Source organism: Saccharopolyspora sp. ASAGF58, from assembly GCF_012277335.1.
GTDB lineage: Bacteria > Actinomycetota > Actinomycetes > Mycobacteriales > Pseudonocardiaceae > Saccharopolyspora > Saccharopolyspora hattusasensis.
Genome location: NZ_CP040605.1, coordinates 5,593,150 through 5,608,247 on the forward strand (window position 1 = coordinate 5,593,150; position 15,098 = coordinate 5,608,247).

At 66.8% G+C, this 15,098-nt stretch carries 19 protein-coding genes; 16 read left to right on the plus strand and 3 right to left on the minus strand.

From position 1 onward, the window contains the following. Positions 1-670: 670 nt before the first annotated feature. Positions 671-1,021: a winged helix-turn-helix domain-containing protein gene (locus tag FDZ84_RS26255; protein ID WP_168588049.1), complete on the plus strand. Its 351-nt coding sequence runs from the start codon at positions 671-673 to the stop codon at positions 1,019-1,021. A gap of 205 nt (positions 1,022-1,226) precedes the next feature. Then, the gene (locus FDZ84_RS26260) at positions 1,227-1,463 is read left to right on the plus strand and encodes a hypothetical protein (protein ID WP_168588050.1); all 237 of its coding nucleotides are present in this window, start codon (positions 1,227-1,229) and stop codon (positions 1,461-1,463) included. 113 nt (positions 1,464-1,576) lie between these two features. Here the strand turns inward: FDZ84_RS26260 and FDZ84_RS40375 are convergent, their stop codons facing one another. After that, positions 1,577-1,954, minus strand: coding sequence for a response regulator transcription factor (locus FDZ84_RS40375; protein WP_305852020.1), 378 nt, complete (start codon positions 1,952-1,954; stop codon positions 1,577-1,579). A 274-nt stretch (positions 1,955-2,228) separates the two neighbouring features. Between FDZ84_RS40375 and FDZ84_RS26270 the strand changes: the two genes are divergently transcribed. Both FDZ84_RS26270 and FDZ84_RS26275 read left to right on the plus strand, forming a co-directional pair. Continuing rightward, a complete protein-coding gene (locus tag FDZ84_RS26270) occupies positions 2,229-3,512 on the plus strand; it encodes a glutamate decarboxylase (protein ID WP_168588051.1) in 1,284 nt (427 codons plus the stop codon). Between the two features lie 15 nt (positions 3,513-3,527). Beyond that, on the plus strand, positions 3,528-4,460 hold the full coding sequence (locus FDZ84_RS26275; RefSeq protein WP_168588052.1) for a nitrilase-related carbon-nitrogen hydrolase: 933 nt from the start codon (positions 3,528-3,530) through the stop codon (positions 4,458-4,460). On the opposite strand, the gene FDZ84_RS26280 is transcribed toward FDZ84_RS26275, so the two are convergent. Further along, a complete protein-coding gene (locus tag FDZ84_RS26280) occupies positions 4,406-4,663 on the minus strand; it encodes a LamB/YcsF family protein (protein WP_210435118.1) in 258 nt (85 codons plus the stop codon). The two genes, FDZ84_RS26275 and FDZ84_RS26280, sit on opposite strands and share 55 nt — an antisense overlap. Before the next feature lie 270 nt (positions 4,664-4,933). Between FDZ84_RS26280 and FDZ84_RS26285 the strand changes: the two genes are divergently transcribed. The 12 genes from FDZ84_RS26285 (at position 4,934) to FDZ84_RS26340 (ending at position 14,743) form a co-directional block, all read left to right on the plus strand. Continuing rightward, complete coding sequence (locus tag FDZ84_RS26285) at positions 4,934-5,827, plus strand: allophanate hydrolase subunit 1 (RefSeq protein WP_246869233.1); 894 nt, start codon at positions 4,934-4,936, stop codon at positions 5,825-5,827. After that, positions 5,824-6,804 (plus strand): biotin-dependent carboxyltransferase family protein, encoded by a 981-nt coding sequence (locus FDZ84_RS26290; RefSeq protein ID WP_168588054.1) that lies wholly within the window; start codon positions 5,824-5,826, stop codon positions 6,802-6,804. Before FDZ84_RS26285 ends, FDZ84_RS26290 begins: the two co-directional genes overlap by 4 nt. A gap of 20 nt (positions 6,805-6,824) precedes the next feature. Further along, on the plus strand, positions 6,825-7,064 hold the full coding sequence (locus tag FDZ84_RS26295) for an acetyl-CoA carboxylase (RefSeq protein WP_168588055.1): 240 nt from the start codon (positions 6,825-6,827) through the stop codon (positions 7,062-7,064). After that, the gene (locus FDZ84_RS26300) at positions 7,061-8,410 is read left to right on the plus strand and encodes an acetyl/propionyl/methylcrotonyl-CoA carboxylase subunit alpha (protein ID WP_168588056.1); all 1,350 of its coding nucleotides are present in this window, start codon (positions 7,061-7,063) and stop codon (positions 8,408-8,410) included. Before FDZ84_RS26295 ends, FDZ84_RS26300 begins: the two co-directional genes overlap by 4 nt. Positions 8,411-8,534: 124 nt before the next feature. Beyond that, positions 8,535-9,767, plus strand: coding sequence for a beta-propeller fold lactonase family protein (locus tag FDZ84_RS26305; RefSeq protein ID WP_246868436.1), 1,233 nt, complete (start codon positions 8,535-8,537; stop codon positions 9,765-9,767). A gap of 65 nt (positions 9,768-9,832) precedes the next feature. Further along, complete coding sequence (locus tag FDZ84_RS26310) at positions 9,833-10,015, plus strand: hypothetical protein (protein ID WP_168584128.1); 183 nt, start codon at positions 9,833-9,835, stop codon at positions 10,013-10,015. A gap of 207 nt (positions 10,016-10,222) precedes the next feature. Next, positions 10,223-11,128 carry a hypothetical protein gene (locus tag FDZ84_RS26315; protein ID WP_168588057.1) on the plus strand — a complete coding sequence of 302 codons (906 nt, stop codon included), beginning with the start codon at positions 10,223-10,225 and terminating at the stop codon, positions 11,126-11,128. Then, positions 11,125-11,730, plus strand: coding sequence for an AAA family ATPase (locus FDZ84_RS26320; RefSeq protein ID WP_168588058.1), 606 nt, complete (start codon positions 11,125-11,127; stop codon positions 11,728-11,730). The genes FDZ84_RS26315 and FDZ84_RS26320 overlap by 4 nt, the downstream gene beginning before the upstream one ends. Beyond that, entirely contained in the window at positions 11,727-12,755 is a 1,029-nt protein-coding gene (locus tag FDZ84_RS26325; RefSeq protein WP_168584129.1) for a hypothetical protein, read from the plus strand. The genes FDZ84_RS26320 and FDZ84_RS26325 overlap by 4 nt, the downstream gene beginning before the upstream one ends. Before the next feature lie 217 nt (positions 12,756-12,972). After that, entirely contained in the window at positions 12,973-13,200 is a 228-nt protein-coding gene (locus FDZ84_RS38050; protein ID WP_371812919.1) for a hypothetical protein, read from the plus strand. 106 nt (positions 13,201-13,306) lie between these two features. Next, positions 13,307-13,567 (plus strand): YncE family protein, encoded by a 261-nt coding sequence (locus FDZ84_RS26335; RefSeq protein ID WP_168584130.1) that lies wholly within the window; start codon positions 13,307-13,309, stop codon positions 13,565-13,567. Next, a protein-coding gene (locus FDZ84_RS26340; protein ID WP_371812682.1) for an IS3 family transposase occupies positions 13,497-14,743 on the plus strand; the annotation gives its coding sequence in 2 pieces (ribosomal slippage) (positions 13,497-13,803 and positions 13,803-14,743; 1,248 coding nt in all). The genes FDZ84_RS26335 and FDZ84_RS26340 overlap by 71 nt, the downstream gene beginning before the upstream one ends. Before the next feature lie 17 nt (positions 14,744-14,760). On the opposite strand, the gene FDZ84_RS40130 is transcribed toward FDZ84_RS26340, so the two are convergent. Then, positions 14,761-14,889 (minus strand): hypothetical protein, encoded by a 129-nt coding sequence (locus FDZ84_RS40130; RefSeq protein WP_256413572.1) that lies wholly within the window; start codon positions 14,887-14,889, stop codon positions 14,761-14,763. Between the last annotated feature and the right edge of the window lie 209 nt (positions 14,890-15,098).

Below are 15,098 nucleotides of genomic sequence, written 5' to 3' on the forward strand. Positions count from 1 at the left end.
CAGGGCATTTCGATCGCGTCCGGGTGGCCTGAAGGTGTCATGTCGTTCTTCCTGAAGCGCAGGGCGGTCGGTGACCGGGCGCGTGGGGCATTCGCGCCGGGTCACCGGGGAAGGGCTGGTGCGGCGGAGGCCGGGGGAGGCGCTGCACCGGCCCGGCTTGGGGAGGTCAGGTCTCGTGAGTGATCCTTCCGGTAAGAACCGGAAGGATCACTCACGAGCGTTCAGACACACAGGTGGTGCCGCCCGGTGGGCTCCTCCCGGGGCGCCGAGCTCGCCTGGGTCGGCTGGGGAGATCCCGGTGGTCTGGGGAGGTGTTCTTGTTCCGCCCGGTGTCTTCGGTGCGGGTTTCGGCTTCGATGCCGGCTATGAGGTGCCAGACCGTGGCGGCTTCGCCGCCTCCGGCGTGCTGGCCGGATCGAGAACGCGAGGCCTCTTGCGGGTAGCTGGGTGGAGAATATGGCGAAGATCAGCAGGGTGAACAGGACGCACGTGCTGAGCTGGATTCAGGACATCGGTGGTTCTCCTTCGGTGGGGCGAGGGTGGTGCCAATTTCGCGAGAAATTGACGTTCACCCGGGTGACGGTCAATTTCTCGCGAAATTGCGCCCTCCTCGGGTGACCACAGGCGGGTGGTGAGGGTGTGCCGGCAGCGCATGCGGGTGTCCTCGCGGATGCAGTCCCATTTCGGCTCCGCTGCGTTCGGCTGGGGCGCGGTGGCCGAGTTGATCCGGGCGCGCCATGGCGTCGTGTTGAGTTTGCGCACCGTCGGCGACTACCTGCGCTGTTGGGGTGTGTCGCCGCAGAGACCGATCCGCAGGGCCTACGAGCGGGACCCCGAGGCCGTGCGCCGATGGGGGGAGGAGGACTATCCGGCCATCGTCGCTCGCGCTTGCCGCGAGGGCGCGGTGATCGTGTGGCTGGACCAGACCCGGGATCCGCTCGGATGCCGCAGTGGGCCGAACCTGGGCACCGGCCGCCCGGACACCGGTGGTGGGCAAGACCGGGGAAACGGCTCAGCGTGAACGCCATGTGCGCGATCGGTAACAAGGGGCGAGCTGTACTTCACCGTCTACACCGGGTCGTTGAACGCCGGCGTGTTCGTGCCGTTCCTGGACCGTCTGACCCGTCACCTGGACCGTACGGTCCAGGTGATCGCCGACGGTCATCCTGTCCACCGCCGCAACACCGTCCGCAAGTGGCTGGACCGATCACGCTGCGGCGATCGAGATGCACTTCCTGCCCGGATACAACCCGGAGCTCAACCCGGACGAGATCCGGGGTGCCGACCTCAAGCGGACCATGTCCACCGGCACAGCCCAGAAAATCCGCGACGAGTCGAAACAAGCGGTCCGCTCCTTCCTCCACCGGCTCCACAAGTCGCCTGACCAAGTTCGCTCCTACCTCGGCAAACCCGACGTCCGCTACGCCCGCCTGACATCACACAATTGCCCTACGAATCAATAATTCCCGACCGCGGCCGAAAGGGTGATTCTGCTCCTGCATCGGTTGCCGGCCAACTCGTACGGCTGGCCTGGTACTCGGGTTGCTCTGCGGATCTCATGCCACCGCGGAGTGGGCTAGCGGTTGCCCCCTAGGGCTTTCACGACCGCTGAAGTTCGATCGCCCACGCCCAGCTTGGTGAAAATGTTGCGGAGGTGGTTCTTGACCGTGCGCTCCGATATGCCCAGCGATCGTGCGATCTCCCTGTTGGAGCGGCCGCGAACGAGTTGGTCGAGCACCTCCCGTTCCCGCTTGGTCAGCGGGGACAGCACGTGGCCGTTCGCAGCGAGTTTGGGAAAACCATCGTTCTCGTCTGGTCGGGTCAGCTCGATCCGGAGCGCAGCAAGCTGACCGACCTGGTGCAGGACCTGGCGCATCGCGCGTGAATGCTCAACGGCCTCGTGCAGCAGAGCGGTTATCGCCCGGTCTAGCGCCCGGTCGTGGGAACGGGCCATCAAATGCCTCCACTCGGGCGGTTCGGCCGGGGTCGCCCGGTACCCGGTTCGTCGATCAGCACTTCCTATTTCGCCACGCGACCAGCGGAGATAACTGAAACGGCGATCAAATCGCTCGAATGCCGCAGGAGATACCCCGGACGGCCCAGCACGGTTGGGTGGGTCCGGCACTAGTACGAAAGCGCTGGGCCGAATTGTTCATGGCGCATTGCTCCTGATCGCTCGTAGCGTGGCCGATGTTGTCGCACACCACCAGCAACAGGAGTGTTCAACCATGTCGGCTCTGGCGAACGCGGCCGAGGAACCGTTATGTTCCTCGACGCAACTTCGGCGCGGGATCCCGGATTTCGGAATGGACGCGGATGCAGCGCTGAATGCCGTGGCGGGCAGGTTGCGCGGCGGCTGCCGTCCGGAGCGAAACCTCGCGACCTTCCTCACCACATCGATCGAACCGGAGGCCCAGCAGCTCTACCGCGCCTACCTGAACTACAACCTGGTCGACCGCGAGCAGTACCCGGCGATGGACGAACTGCTGCGCGAATGCGTGCGAATCATCGGCGCGCTGTGGCACGGGGATTCGCGACGAGTGGTCGGCAGCGCCACCACGGGGTCCAGTGAGGCCGCTCTGCTGGCCGGGGTCTCGTTGCTGCGGAGCTGGCAGGAACGCACCAGGGGCGAGCTGTCCCGCCCGAACCTCGTCATGGGTGCCGGCGCGCACGCCTGCTGGAAGAAGTTCTGCCGCCATTGGGGAGTCGAGGCCCGGATCGCCCCGGCCAGGGCAGGTCGGCTGGCCCTCGACGGCACTGCGGCCGCGGACCTGTGCGACGAAGGCACCATCGGCGTGATCGGCATCCTGGGGTCCACTTTGGATGGTCGTTACGAGCCGATCGCCGAGATCGCGGCCGAGCTGGACAGGCTCGACCAACAGCGCGGAATCGACGTGCCCGTGCACGTCGACGCCGCATCCGGCGGATTCATCGCACCGTTCCTGGACACCGAGCTCTGCTGGGACTTCCGCATCCCGCGGGTGGTTTCGATCAATGCCTCCGGCCACAAGTCGGGCATGGTCCTGCCGGGCTTGGGTTGGCTGCTGTGGTGCGACCGGTGCCGGCGCCGCCCCGAACTGGGGATTCGGATCAACTATCTCGGCGGCGACGACACCCACTACGAGCTGAGCTTCTCCAGGTCGGCAGCGCCCGTGGTCCTTCAGTACTACAACTTCGTTCGCTTTGGATTCGCCGGTTTCCGCGCCGTGCACACGCGTTCGAGGTCGCTGGCGCGGCAGCTGGCCGCCCGCCTGCACGACACCGGGCGGTTCCGGCTGCTTGGTGACGGCAGCGAGCTGCCGGTGGTTGCACTGACCGCGGAGCCGCCGATCAAGTTGCGGCGGTTGGCGATGCACCTGGCCGACCGCGACTGGGCAGTGCCGGTCTACATGCTTCCATCGGAACTGGACGGCGTCGAAGCGATGCGCGTCGTCGTCCGCAGCGATTTCACGCTAGAGGCGGTCGAGGATTTCACGGCCGCTGTTGAAGAGTTCGTCTCCACTGTGAATTGATCGGAGAGGAGAACCATGCGTCCCGTCAGAATCATCAGCAGGTTGGTCGACCGCGAACCACCACGGCCCGGTGCTGGAATCCGGGTTTCGCTCTTTCAGGGCGAGAACCCGGCGGGTTCACCGACAGCGAAGGCGGAGAACCTCGCCAGGATGGAGGAAGTTCTGGCCCTGGCGGCCGGCTACGAGAGCCAGCTCTGCGCGTTCCCCGAGTGCTTCAACACTGGCTACGCGCTCGGGCGGGAACAGTGCGAACTGCTGGCGGAACCGTACGACGGCCAGTCCGTCCAACTCGCCCGGAAGCTGTCCAAGCTGCACGAAGTGGCAGTCGTCCTGCCCTACGTGGAACGGGCGGAAAGCGGCGCCTTGCACGATTCGGTGGCCATTGCCTCCGACGGCGAGCTCATCGCCAACTACCGCAAGACGCACCTGTACGGCGCCGCCGAACGCGTGAACTTCACCGCAGGCGAAGAGATTCCGCCGGTGGTCGAGGTGAACGGATTCCCGGTCGGCTTGCTCAACTGCTACGAGTGCGAGTTCCCGCCGCTCTACCAGAGCCTGGTCCGGCGCGGTGCGCGGTTGATCGTCGGTCCCACGGCTGCCGACCGGCATTTCACGCTCCAGGACGGGACTCCGACGCTGGTCCCCTATCCCGATGCCACCGAGCACATCATCCCCGCGATGGCAGCCGTGTGGCGGGTGTTCGTCGCCTACGCCAATCGGCGGGGCTGGGAGGTGTCGGAACGCGGACAGTGGGAGTACCGCGGCAATTCCGGCATCTGGGCGCCGAACGGTACCGCGGTGGTGAGCGCCGGCCCCGAGGAGCGAGCGGTGGACTCGTTGCTGGTGGCCGACTGCGTGCCGCACACCGTGCCGCCGTTTAGCCCGGAAGGGGATCACCTGGGCGATTCGCGCATCGAGCCATCGGACCACCTGCTGCCGGCAGGCTGACTCCACCGCATTCGGTCGGTCGCCGTGCAGGAGATCGTGTCGGCCTCGACAGCGATGGGCGTGCCCGCGACGGAGGTCACTTCGCCGCGGAGCACCGCCACCGCCTGGTCCCCGCAGCGCTGCGGGGACTTGGCCCAGGGATCCGGCTCGATGATGATGTGCCCGGATTCGTCGTAGTCCAGGTCGGCGAACGCTTCCCGCACCACCGGGAACCCCCGCTCGGCACGGTGCGGTTTGACGTGGGAGATCGCGGGACCGTGGCGTGCGGCGATCGCTTGCAGGGCACCGAACTGCGCAACCGGTCGCCTCCAGGCCGGCCGCTGATGATAGGTGCCGGGACCGCCGCACGCAGAGCGGTCACAAAGCGGCCTCACCCGAAGGTGCCTCACCCACGCACGACCAAGCTGCGCGAAACATTCCCGCGGCGCATCCTCAACTCGTATGTTGGCGAGGGGGGTGGGCCCGTGACCGCGATGGAGGTTCAGCTGCCGCCGGCGCGCTACGAGTTCGGCGGCGACGAGTTCGTCTTCGTCGAGCTCGACCGGGAGATGAGCCTGGAAGCCAACCTCAAGGCGATGGCGATCACCGGTGCGCTGCGCCGCGAGAACATCGACGGAGTCATCGACATCTGCCCGTCCAACGCCTCGTACCTGGTGCGGTTGAACCCCGATCGCCTGCACCCGGCCGAACTGGTCGAAGAACTGCGCAGATTGGAGCACACGGCCGGCGCGCTGCCGGACGATCATGCGGTGCGCACCCGCATCGTCGACGTGCCGGTGCTCTTCGACGATCCGTGGACCCGCGAAACCCTGCTGAAGTTCCGTGACCGGCACCAGGATCCGGACGCCACGGACCTCGAATACGCCGCCCGCATCAACGGTTTCACCGATGTCCGGGCCTTGGTCGAGGCGATCACCGCGGCACCATTCCTGGTCACCATGCTCGGTTTCGTCCCGGGACTGCCGTTCTGCTACCAGATGGTGCCGCGCGACCGGCAGATCCAGGTGCCGAAGTACGTGCGTCCGCGGACCGACACGCCGGAACGGGCATTCGGCTACGGCGGGGCTTTCGCCGTGGTCTACCCGGTGCGCGGGGCCGGCGGGTACCAGCTTTTCGGGATAGCTCCCGCTCCGGTGTTCGACCTCGCGCAGCGGCTGCCGGACTTCGCCGACGACATCGCGTTCCCGCGACCCAGCGACGTCCTGCGGTACCGGGCGATCGATCGGGACGAATACGACCGCACCCGTTCGGAAGTGGAGGTCGGGCACTTCCGCTACCGGATCCGCGACGTGGAGCTGGTTCCGGCGGAACTGCTCGCCGACCCGGACGCGGTGAACGGCCGGCTCTTGGAGGTGCTGTACCGGTGAGCTTCCTGATCGTGCGCTCGGGCGGCTTGTCCACGACCGTGCAGGACACCGGTCGAGACGGGCGGTACGCCATCGGAATGCCGCCGTCGGGGGCCGTGGACCAGTACTCCTTCGCGGTCGCCAACCTGCTCGTCGGCAACCCGGACGGGGCTGCTGCCCTGGAAGCGACGTACCTCGGACCCGAACTGGAATTCACCGACTCGCGCACCGTCGCGGTGACCGGCGCGGACAGCGGCGTCACGATCAACGGGGAACCCGCCCCGCCTTGGCAGGCGCTGCGGGTATCGGCAGGTGACGTGCTGGCGGTCCAACAGGTCCGCGCTGGTGCCCGTCCGTACGTCGCAGTGGGCGGCGGTATCGACGTGCCTCCCTACCTGGGCTCGCGCTCGACCTACATGCTCACCGGTATCGGGGGTTTCCAGGGGCGTGCGCTGATCAGCGGCGACCAGCTGCCGCTCGGTGAGGCGGGACCGGCCCCGGCGGCCGGGACCGAGGTGCCCGAGGAGCTGCGCCCAGATTTCCCGGCGGTGACCGAACTCCGGTTCGTCGTCGGGCTGTGCGCCTACCGGTTGACCGGGCGCGCGCTGGAATCGTTCCTCAGCACGGAGTGGAAGGTCACCAAGGACGCCGACCGGGTCGGATACCGGCTGCGCGGCGGATCGCTGGAGTTCGTCGAACGGGAGCAGCCGTTCGGTGCGGGCAGCGACCAGGCCAACGTCGTCGACCTCGGCTACCCGGTCGGCTCGGTGCAGGTTCCCGGCGGCGACGAGCCGATCGTTCTGCTAAACGACGCGGTCACCGGCGGTGGGTACGCGACCATCGGCACGGTGATCTCGGTGGACCGGGACCGCTTGGCGCAGACCAGGACCGGGGGGCGGGTGCATTTCGTGCCGGTGGACGTCGAGGCGGCGATGGCTGCCCGACAGGAGCGGCGTGCACGTCTGGAGAAGGCGCGGGCGGCGGTAGCACCCGCTTAGCGCCGTTCAAGGGGGAGTCGATGTCTACAGTGGATGCTCAGCTGCCGGGGGTCTTCTACCGGCGACCGTCGCCCGACGAGGACCCGTTCATCGAACCCGGCAGCGTTGTCCGGCCGGGCCAGACGCTGGGGCTCATCGAGGTGATGAAGACCTTCAACGAGGTCAAGGCGGACCGGGCCTGCCGGGTCAGCAAGATCCTGCTCGACGATGGCGACGAGGTGGACGTCGGCCAGACGATGTTCGAGGTCGATGAGCCATGACCGGGCTGCGGCGAGTGCTGGTGGCAAACCGCGGCGAGATCGCCGTTCGGATCATCCGCGCGTGCCACGCGGCGGACATCGAAGCGGTGGCGGTCTACTCCGACGCCGACGAGCACGCACGGTGGGTGCAGATGGCCGACGATGCAGTGCACATCGGCCGGTCCGCCGCGCGGAAGTCCTACTTGGACCCGGATGCGCTGCTCAAGGCGGCGCGGTCCACCGACGTGGACGCGGTCCACCCGGGCTACGGATTCCTGTCGGAGAACGCCGCTTTCGCCCGGTCGATCGATGAGGCCGACCTGGTGTTCATCGGGCCGCCCCCGGCGGTCCTGGAACAGATGGGCGACAAGGCGGCCGCGCGGCGCGCCGCTGAGGCCGCTGGCGTCCCGGTGGTGCCCGGCAGCGGCCCGATCACCGATCCGGCGGACGCGCCGCGGGCGGCTCTGGAGCTCGGGTTCCCGCTGCTGCTAAAAGCGGCCGCGGGTGGGGGAGGCCGGGGAATCCGGCCGGTCCGCGATGCCGAAGAACTGCTGGACGTGCTGCCCGGAGCCCAGGCAGAGGCGCGTTCGGCGTTCCGGGACGCGACGATCTACCTCGAGCGCGCGGTCCCCAACGCCCGGCACGTGGAGGTGCAGGTGCTCGCCGACGCGCAGGGGAACGTGGTGCACCTCTTCGAAAGGGACTGCTCGGTGCAGCGGCGCCGGCAGAAACTCCTCGAGGAGGCGCCCGCACCGGCCCTGCGCGAGACGACCCGGCAAACCATCACCTCGGCGGCGGTGCGACTGGCCGAGCACGTCGGTTACCGGAACGCCGGCACCGTGGAGTTCCTGGTCGACAGCGATGAGAACTTCTACTTCATCGAGATGAACGCGCGCGTCCAGGTCGAGCACCCGATCACCGAGGCGATCACTGGTGTGGACGTCGTCGCGGAGCAGCTGCGAATCGCCGGTGGCGCCCCACTCACGCTGGATCAGGACTCGATCGAGTGCCGGGGTGCCGCCATCGAACTGCGCATCAACGCCGAAGACCCGGCGCGCGCCTTCGCCCCAACGCCTGGCGACGTAACCGCACTTCAGCTGCCCGGCGGCCCGGGTGTGCGGGTGGACACGGGTATTTCGCAAGGGGACCGGATCAGCCCGTTCTACGATTCGCTCATCGCGAAGCTCATCTGCTGGGGAACGGACCGCCAGCAGGCCTACGCCAGGGCGCGGCAGGCGCTCGCCGAGTTCCACGTCGAAGGTGTCGCGAGCACGGTGGCACTGCACCGCCGACTGACCAGCAACGCGGAACTCGCCGACGGCCCGGTCCACACCATGTGGCTGGAACAGGTTCTCGCCGACGACTGACCGCCTCGCCGGGGTACGGCTCGTGCACTCGGTGGGACGACGCTTTTGACTTGGTCACCACTGCCCGGGTAGCCCAGGTGGGCCTGACCCTCACCCGTGCGGGGGCTGTGGTGGATTCGGAAGCGTGGTGTTCCCACGTCGTTGCCCGGACCAGGCGATCGCGGATTGTACCGTCGCGGCCATGCAGATCAGGACAGCGCTCCTAGCGGTGGTCGGCATCGTGGGGCTGGCGGCGGCGGGATGCAGCGGCCCAGAACTGGACAGCGCGGTCTTCGCCGACACGCCCAAGGTGGTTCTGGCACCACCGCAGGTCAACGTCCTGCCGGGTATGCCACCCCCGCTCGACCAGGGTGATGTCTACGCGGCAGCCCGTCCCGGCCACCTGTCGGAAGCGATGAACGGCGTGCGCAACCTGGTGTACGTGCCCAACAGCCTGGACGGCACGGTCTCGGTGATCGACCCGAACACCTTCAAGGTCGTGGACGCCTTTCCCGGGGGAGAGGAACCGCAACACGTGGTTCCGTCCTACGACCTGAAGACGCTCTACGTCACCGCGGACAAGGTCCCGGCCGGGACGCTCACCCCGATCGACCCGAAGACCGGCAAGCCCGGCACCCCGTTGCCGATCCAGGACCCGTACAACCTGTACTTCACCCCGGACGGCCGCTCAGCGATCGTCGTCGCCGAGTATTACAAGCGCCTGGACTTCTACGATCCGCACACCTGGCAGCCGCAGGGCCAGCTGCACGTCCCGGACTGCGCCGGGGTCAACCACATGGACTTCACCGCCGACGGCAAGCTCGCGCTGGTGACGTGCGAGTTCGCCAACAAGATGATCGTGCTCGACGTCGCCGGCCGCCGGCCGGTGCGCACCTTCCAGCTTGACCGCGTCCCCGACGGGATGCCGCAGGACAGCCGGCTCGCGCCGGACGGCAGGACGTTCTACGTGGCCGACATGATGGCCGGCGGCGTGTACCTGTTCGACGGTGCGGCGAACCAGCAGATCGGCTTCGTGCCCACCGGCAAGGGCGCGCACGGGATCTACTTCTCCCGCGATTCGCGACGGGCGTTCGTCGCCAACCGCGGCGAGGGCAGCGTGTCGGTCCTGGACACCACGACCCACCAGCCCATCGGCAAGTGGCACATCCCCGGCGGCGGAAGCCCGGACATGGGCGGGGTTTCCGCGGACGGCAAGCAGCTGTGGTTGTCCGGCCGGTACCACAACGAGGTCTACGTGTTCGACACCGACACGGGCCAACTCCTGGCCCGCATCCGGGTCGGCGCCGGTCCGCATGGCCTGACCTACATGCCGCAGCCAGGCCGGTACTCCCTCGGGCACACCAGCAACCTCCGCTAAAGCCAGCGATCCGGTCTTCGGGATCTCGGCCGGCGAGCGGCCCTGCGGGCACGTGTGGCCACCAGTTGAGCGCGAACGGTTTCGCGGGCGGTTCGAGATCGTGCGGCGATCTGGCTGATGCGCTCGCAGTCGAGGAAACCCGGCTCCTGCCGCTGGTCGGGTCTGGTTTGCCGGTCGATGACCGGGACGCGATGGCACGACCTCCCGGAATGCTGCGGCGGCTGCTCGCCGCCCTGCAAAGCCTGTAAACCCAGCTCGGTGCCGTAAATCCCCCCGATCGGCACCGAGTCGTGCGGTCGACCTGTGCACTGCCCGTCGTTGCATCGGTCGACCGGTTCCAATCCCCCGACGGCCGGTCGTTGCGGTGCCCCTCGCCGCATCGACCGGCCGAATCCATCCGGGTGATCGCGCCCTGAAACGCTGGGCTTTTCTGGGCATCGTGGTCCACTACTGCCATGCCCAGAAAAAGCCCAGTCGAAGCCGTTGTCGGGGATCTGCAACTGCTGCTACGGCGCGGCCTGCCCGTCACGTCGGCCAGTTCGGTGGATGTGCTGCTCGACCTGCGGGGCGTCGTGGGCCGTGCGGTCGATCCCGAGGATGAGGCCAGCCGCATGGCTGCGTTGGATGGCACGCTGCGCGGTCTGCTAGCGCGGTTCGACGACGCCCGCTACGCCTCCGCTGCCCGTGCCTTGTTCGGGCTGCCGCCCGCCGAGCCCGGCCTAAACCTCACGGCCCGCAGAGAACTGGCAGCCGAGCAAGCCGGACACGAGGTGCACCATTTCCGCAAGCGCGTCGAACCTCAGCTCGTGGAGAAGATCGCGGATGAACTGCTGGCGGATGCGGACCGGTTCACCCGCTCGCCCATGATCGCGCCGCGACTGGCCCCTGTTCGTGTCCGCCAGCCGATACCGGCCGATCCGTTCGCGTGGGAAGTCTCCGAGCACGAGGAGCAGCTGACGCGGTTGTGGTCGGCAATCTACGCGGCCCGCGCCGAACTGCTCGCGGTCGAGCGATTGCTCAGCCTCCAAGTCGATCGGCAAGCCGTCGTCCGCGTTGCGGTCACTGCCGCGTGGCGGTGGGCTGCGGCCCGCGCCGAGGCGATCGGCTACCTGACCGCGTTCGCGCCCGACCTTGAGGCCTCCGCCGACGAGCTGCTGAACGTGGCCGGATGGGTGCCAGCGCTGACGGCGGCGCAAGTATCCCGGCTGACCGAGGCCGCCAGCGGAGGTGTGAGCCGAGAGGCATTCGTTACCACTCTGCACGGTGAAACCGGGCTCGGGAAAGTCTGGATCGACGGTTTCCTGACCCGGACCGCACCAACCGTGAACCCCCTTGTTGAAGAGAACGGACAAGCATCGTGACCAGCACCAACCCCGCTTTGAGCGCCGCACTGGAGAAAGCGGCCACCGGGGAGCCACGCCGCTACGTCATCACCGGCGGCCCCTCGTCCGGCAAGGACGATCTCATCGAGGCGATCCACGTGGCCGGGATCCCGTGCATGACCGAGGAGCCCGGCCGCGAGATCTACCGCAGGCACCGTGAGCGACTGGGTCGCCACCTGCGCAAGGAAGATCGACGCGCCTACTCCTTAGAGGTGCTGGACGCGTTCATCGCCGAGTACACCGCGCACACTCACGGGATCCGCTTCTACAACCGCGGAATTCCCGACGGCTACGGCTGGGAAGGATTCTTCGGCCTCAAGGCCACTCCGCAGCTGGAGGACGCCACACAGCGATACCGGTACGACACGGTTTTCGTGCTCGATCCGCTGGACACCTTCGAAGATCCCGACGACATCGTGTGGGCCAAGGACCGGGAGATCCGGCGAGTGCACGAGTTGATCGTGCAGGGCTACTACGACGCGGGCTACGAGCCGGTGTTCGTCGCCCCCGACTCCACGGCGGCCCGCCTGGACTTCATCTGCGCCAACCTTCGCCTACCCAGACCTAGTCGAGGAGCGTGATCACATTGCGCCGCAACGGGAAACCGTCGTTGCTGCTGTCGCCAAACAGTGTCCTGGCCAACGCGTTGTTGCGCTCGATCGACATCCTGCGGCCCCGCGCGCTGGCCACCCGGCCAGCGCGGATCGAGTTCGTGGTGGGAACCCAAATCAACGGTGCTCCGCACCTGGGCACGAACCTCGTGCAAACCACGGCATTCCTACTGGCCAAGCTCGCCCGCCGGGAATTCTCCACCGACACCCGGGTCCGGTTCGCCGCACTGGACAACGCCCCCTACGAGGTGGTGCTCGACCCCGAGACCCACACCGCCTACCAGCAGACCTACTACCATGCACTCGGCAAGGACCAGATCGCCGAGCTGATCGAGCGCTACTACCGGGGGTTCTTCGACTCGCTGTCCGAAGCCACCGACACCGACTACGAGGTGGAGACCTACACCGACCAACAGGCCACGCCAGGGTTCCGGGCGGAGTTCCTGCGCACCCTGGAACGGCTGGACGAAATCTGCTGGTGGCTGGCCCCCTCGCACGGCGTCGTCCACACCCGCATTCCCTGCCCAGAATGCGGCTGGGCCGAAAAACGAGCAGACCGAACCAAGCTCGCCCACCTGGACGAGGACGGCGCGACGTTCACCGCGGTCTGCCTCGACCACGGGCCCTACGAAGCACACATCGACCCCGAGGATGATTCCCCGTACCTGGACCTGGCCACGCTGTACCGCAACTTGGTCAAGGAACGCGCGCTGGGCCGCAGCACCGACACCATGCACGTGATGATGAAGGGCGGCGACTGGGCGTTCGGCTGCCAGCTCGTTGACGGCGCGCTCGGCGCGCTGCACGCCCCACCTGACCACATGCCCATTCGAATCTTCACCCCGCAGGTGCTAGCGCCCACCGGCGCAAAGCTGTCGAAATCGTTGCTGCGTGAACGTGGTGCAAGCGCACTGCCCGCTGACGTCGAACCCTGGATGCTCGACACCACCGCGTGGCCCGGCAGCACCGACAACTACGTCGACGCGCTGGTATGACTCGTTGGCGAACTAATCTCCGACCCCAAACACTTCTTCCGTTCATTCACCGTCAAGGAACTCGGCCGACTCATGACCGCACGCCCCACCGAACCCACCATCCGCGCCCACGAAATGGGCATCTACAAACGCTACTTCGATTTAATCGCCACCGGACGTAAAACCACCGATCCGAGTCAACGACTCCAGCCGCAAAAAGATCAAGCAGGGCTCACTGATCCGGTTCCGCTGCCAAGGCGACGAAGTCCTCACCCGGGTCACTCGCGTGGCCCGCTACGCCAGCTTCGACGAGATGTTTGCCTACGAGGCAGTGGCATCGGTCAACCCGACCGCGAACCGCGAAGAGCAGCTGGCGAACATTCGCCAGATCTACCCACCAGAACGCGAAGCCCTCGGCGTCCTCGCCATCGGCATTGAACTCGTCGACCCACCCCGCCCGCACTGAGCTGAACCAGGAACGACGAAAGCGCCCCGCGCAATGACTGGGGTTGCGCGAGGCACTGCCGTTGTGGGGCGGACAACCCTCCGTCCCGTCCTGCGGGGAGGGCAGCGTGGCGGTCTTGGACACCACGACCCACCAGCCCATCGGCAAGTGGCACATCCCCGGCGGCGGAAGCCCGGACATGGGCGGGGTTTCCGCGGACGGCAAGCAGCTGTGGTTGTCCGGCCGGTACCACAACGAGGTCTACGTGTTCGACTGGACCACCCCGGGTTTGTTGGAGGCCGTTGGTTCTGGAAAGGATGAACGGCATGGCAGCAGCGAGGAAGTACCCGGTGGAGTTGAAGGAGCGCGCGGTGGGGATGGTGCGTGATCTGGAGCGGGAGCTGGGTCCGGGGCGTGGGGCGATCGCGCGGGTGGCCCAGCAGTTGGGGGTCAATCCGGAGGCGTTGCGGTACTGGTTACGTCAGGACGATCAGGGGCGGCGGCCCTCGGGCGAGCGGGTGGCGGGCTCGATGTCGGAGGCTGACGCGCGGATCGCTGAATTGGAGCGGGAGAACCGCGAGCTTCGCCGGGCGAACGAGATCCTGAAAGCGGCCTCTGCTTTTTTCGCACGGGAACTGGACCCTCGACCGCCGAGATAGCCGGGTTCGTCGATACCTACAGCGGCGAATTCGGTGTCGCCCCGGTGTGTGAGGTGATCGGGTTTGCGGTCTCGACGTATTACGCGACGAAGAAACGTCAGGAGCAGCCGTCGGATCGCCGGTTGCGGGATGAGGAACTGATCCCGGAGATCCGGGCGGTCTGGGAACAGCAGGGCAAAGGCATGTACGGAGCCCGGAAAGTGTGGAAACAGCTCTTACGCGAGGGGGTGAAGGTGGCGCGGTGCACGGTTGAGAGACTGATGCGTGCCGAAGGCATGACCGGGGTCGTGGCCACACGGCACCGGCCGCGGACGACGATCCCCGGCAGTGCGGACACCAGGCCGCGTGACCTGGTGGAACGAGATTTCAGGGCGCCGGCGCCGAACCAGCTGTGGGTCACCGATGTGACCTATGTGGACATTCTCGATGGCGATTTCTGCTATACCGCTTTCGTGACGGATGTGTTTTCCCGTGCGATCGTGGGCTGGCAGGTGTCGGACAACCTGAGAACCGAGCTTGCGCTAGACGCGCTCGATATGGCATTGTGGTCCCGGAGAGAGCATCTCAGTAAAGCATTGGTGCATCACAGCGATCGAGGTGTTCAATACACCTCGATCCGTTACGGGAAACGGCTTGCCGACGCCGGGATCGAACGATCTGTTGGCAGTACGGGCGATTCCTACGACAATGCGCTGGCAGAGTCGGTCAACGCTCTCTACAAAAAGGAACTCATCGGCCGGAACGGCCCATGGAAAAACGCTGCCGAGGTCACCTTGGCGACCGCGGAATGGGTTTACTGGTATAATCATGAACGGTTGCACTCCTGGTGCGGCGACAGGCCACCGATGGAGTTCGAGCAAGCCTTCTGGCAACGCAGACACGTGCAGCCCCCGACAGCGGCATAGCCCCACGAGACAGATGATCAGGTCTCCACAAAACCCGGGGCGGTCCAGACACCGACACGGGCCAACTCCTGGCCCGCATCCGGGTCGGCGCCGGTCCGCATGGCCTGACCTACATGCCACAGCCAGGCCGGTACTCCCTCGGGCACACCAGCAACCTCCGCTGAAGCCAGCGATCCGGTCTTCGTGATCTCGGCCGGCGAGTGTCCACCGAGGTGATCCGCCGCTCTTTGAACGCCTCCGCATCTTCCGGCGACACCGCATCCCACTCACACCCGAGCACATCCAGGAAGTTCAGCCACAACGCCAGCGAATACGCATACTTCCGCCACGTTAGCGGTTTGCGTATCATTCGCCA

Bases quoted from the DNA above. Each gene is read 5' to 3' on its own strand.
- FDZ84_RS26255 (WP_168588049.1), top strand. From the start codon at position 671: ATGCAGTCCCATTTCGGCTCCGCTGCGTTCGGCTGGGGCGCGGTGGCC.
- FDZ84_RS26260 (WP_168588050.1), top strand. From the start codon at position 1,227: ATGCACTTCCTGCCCGGATACAACCCGGAGCTCAACCCGGACGAGATC.
- FDZ84_RS40375 (WP_305852020.1), bottom strand. From the start codon at position 1,954: ATGGCCCGTTCCCACGACCGGGCGCTAGACCGGGCGATAACCGCTCTG.
- FDZ84_RS26270 (WP_168588051.1), top strand. From the start codon at position 2,229: ATGTCGGCTCTGGCGAACGCGGCCGAGGAACCGTTATGTTCCTCGACG.
- FDZ84_RS26275 (WP_168588052.1), top strand. From the start codon at position 3,528: ATGCGTCCCGTCAGAATCATCAGCAGGTTGGTCGACCGCGAACCACCA.
- FDZ84_RS26285 (WP_246869233.1), top strand. From the start codon at position 4,934: ATGGAGGTTCAGCTGCCGCCGGCGCGCTACGAGTTCGGCGGCGACGAG.
- FDZ84_RS26295 (WP_168588055.1), top strand. From the start codon at position 6,825: ATGTCTACAGTGGATGCTCAGCTGCCGGGGGTCTTCTACCGGCGACCG.
- FDZ84_RS26300 (WP_168588056.1), top strand. From the start codon at position 7,061: ATGACCGGGCTGCGGCGAGTGCTGGTGGCAAACCGCGGCGAGATCGCC.
- FDZ84_RS26315 (WP_168588057.1), top strand. From the start codon at position 10,223: ATGCCCAGAAAAAGCCCAGTCGAAGCCGTTGTCGGGGATCTGCAACTG.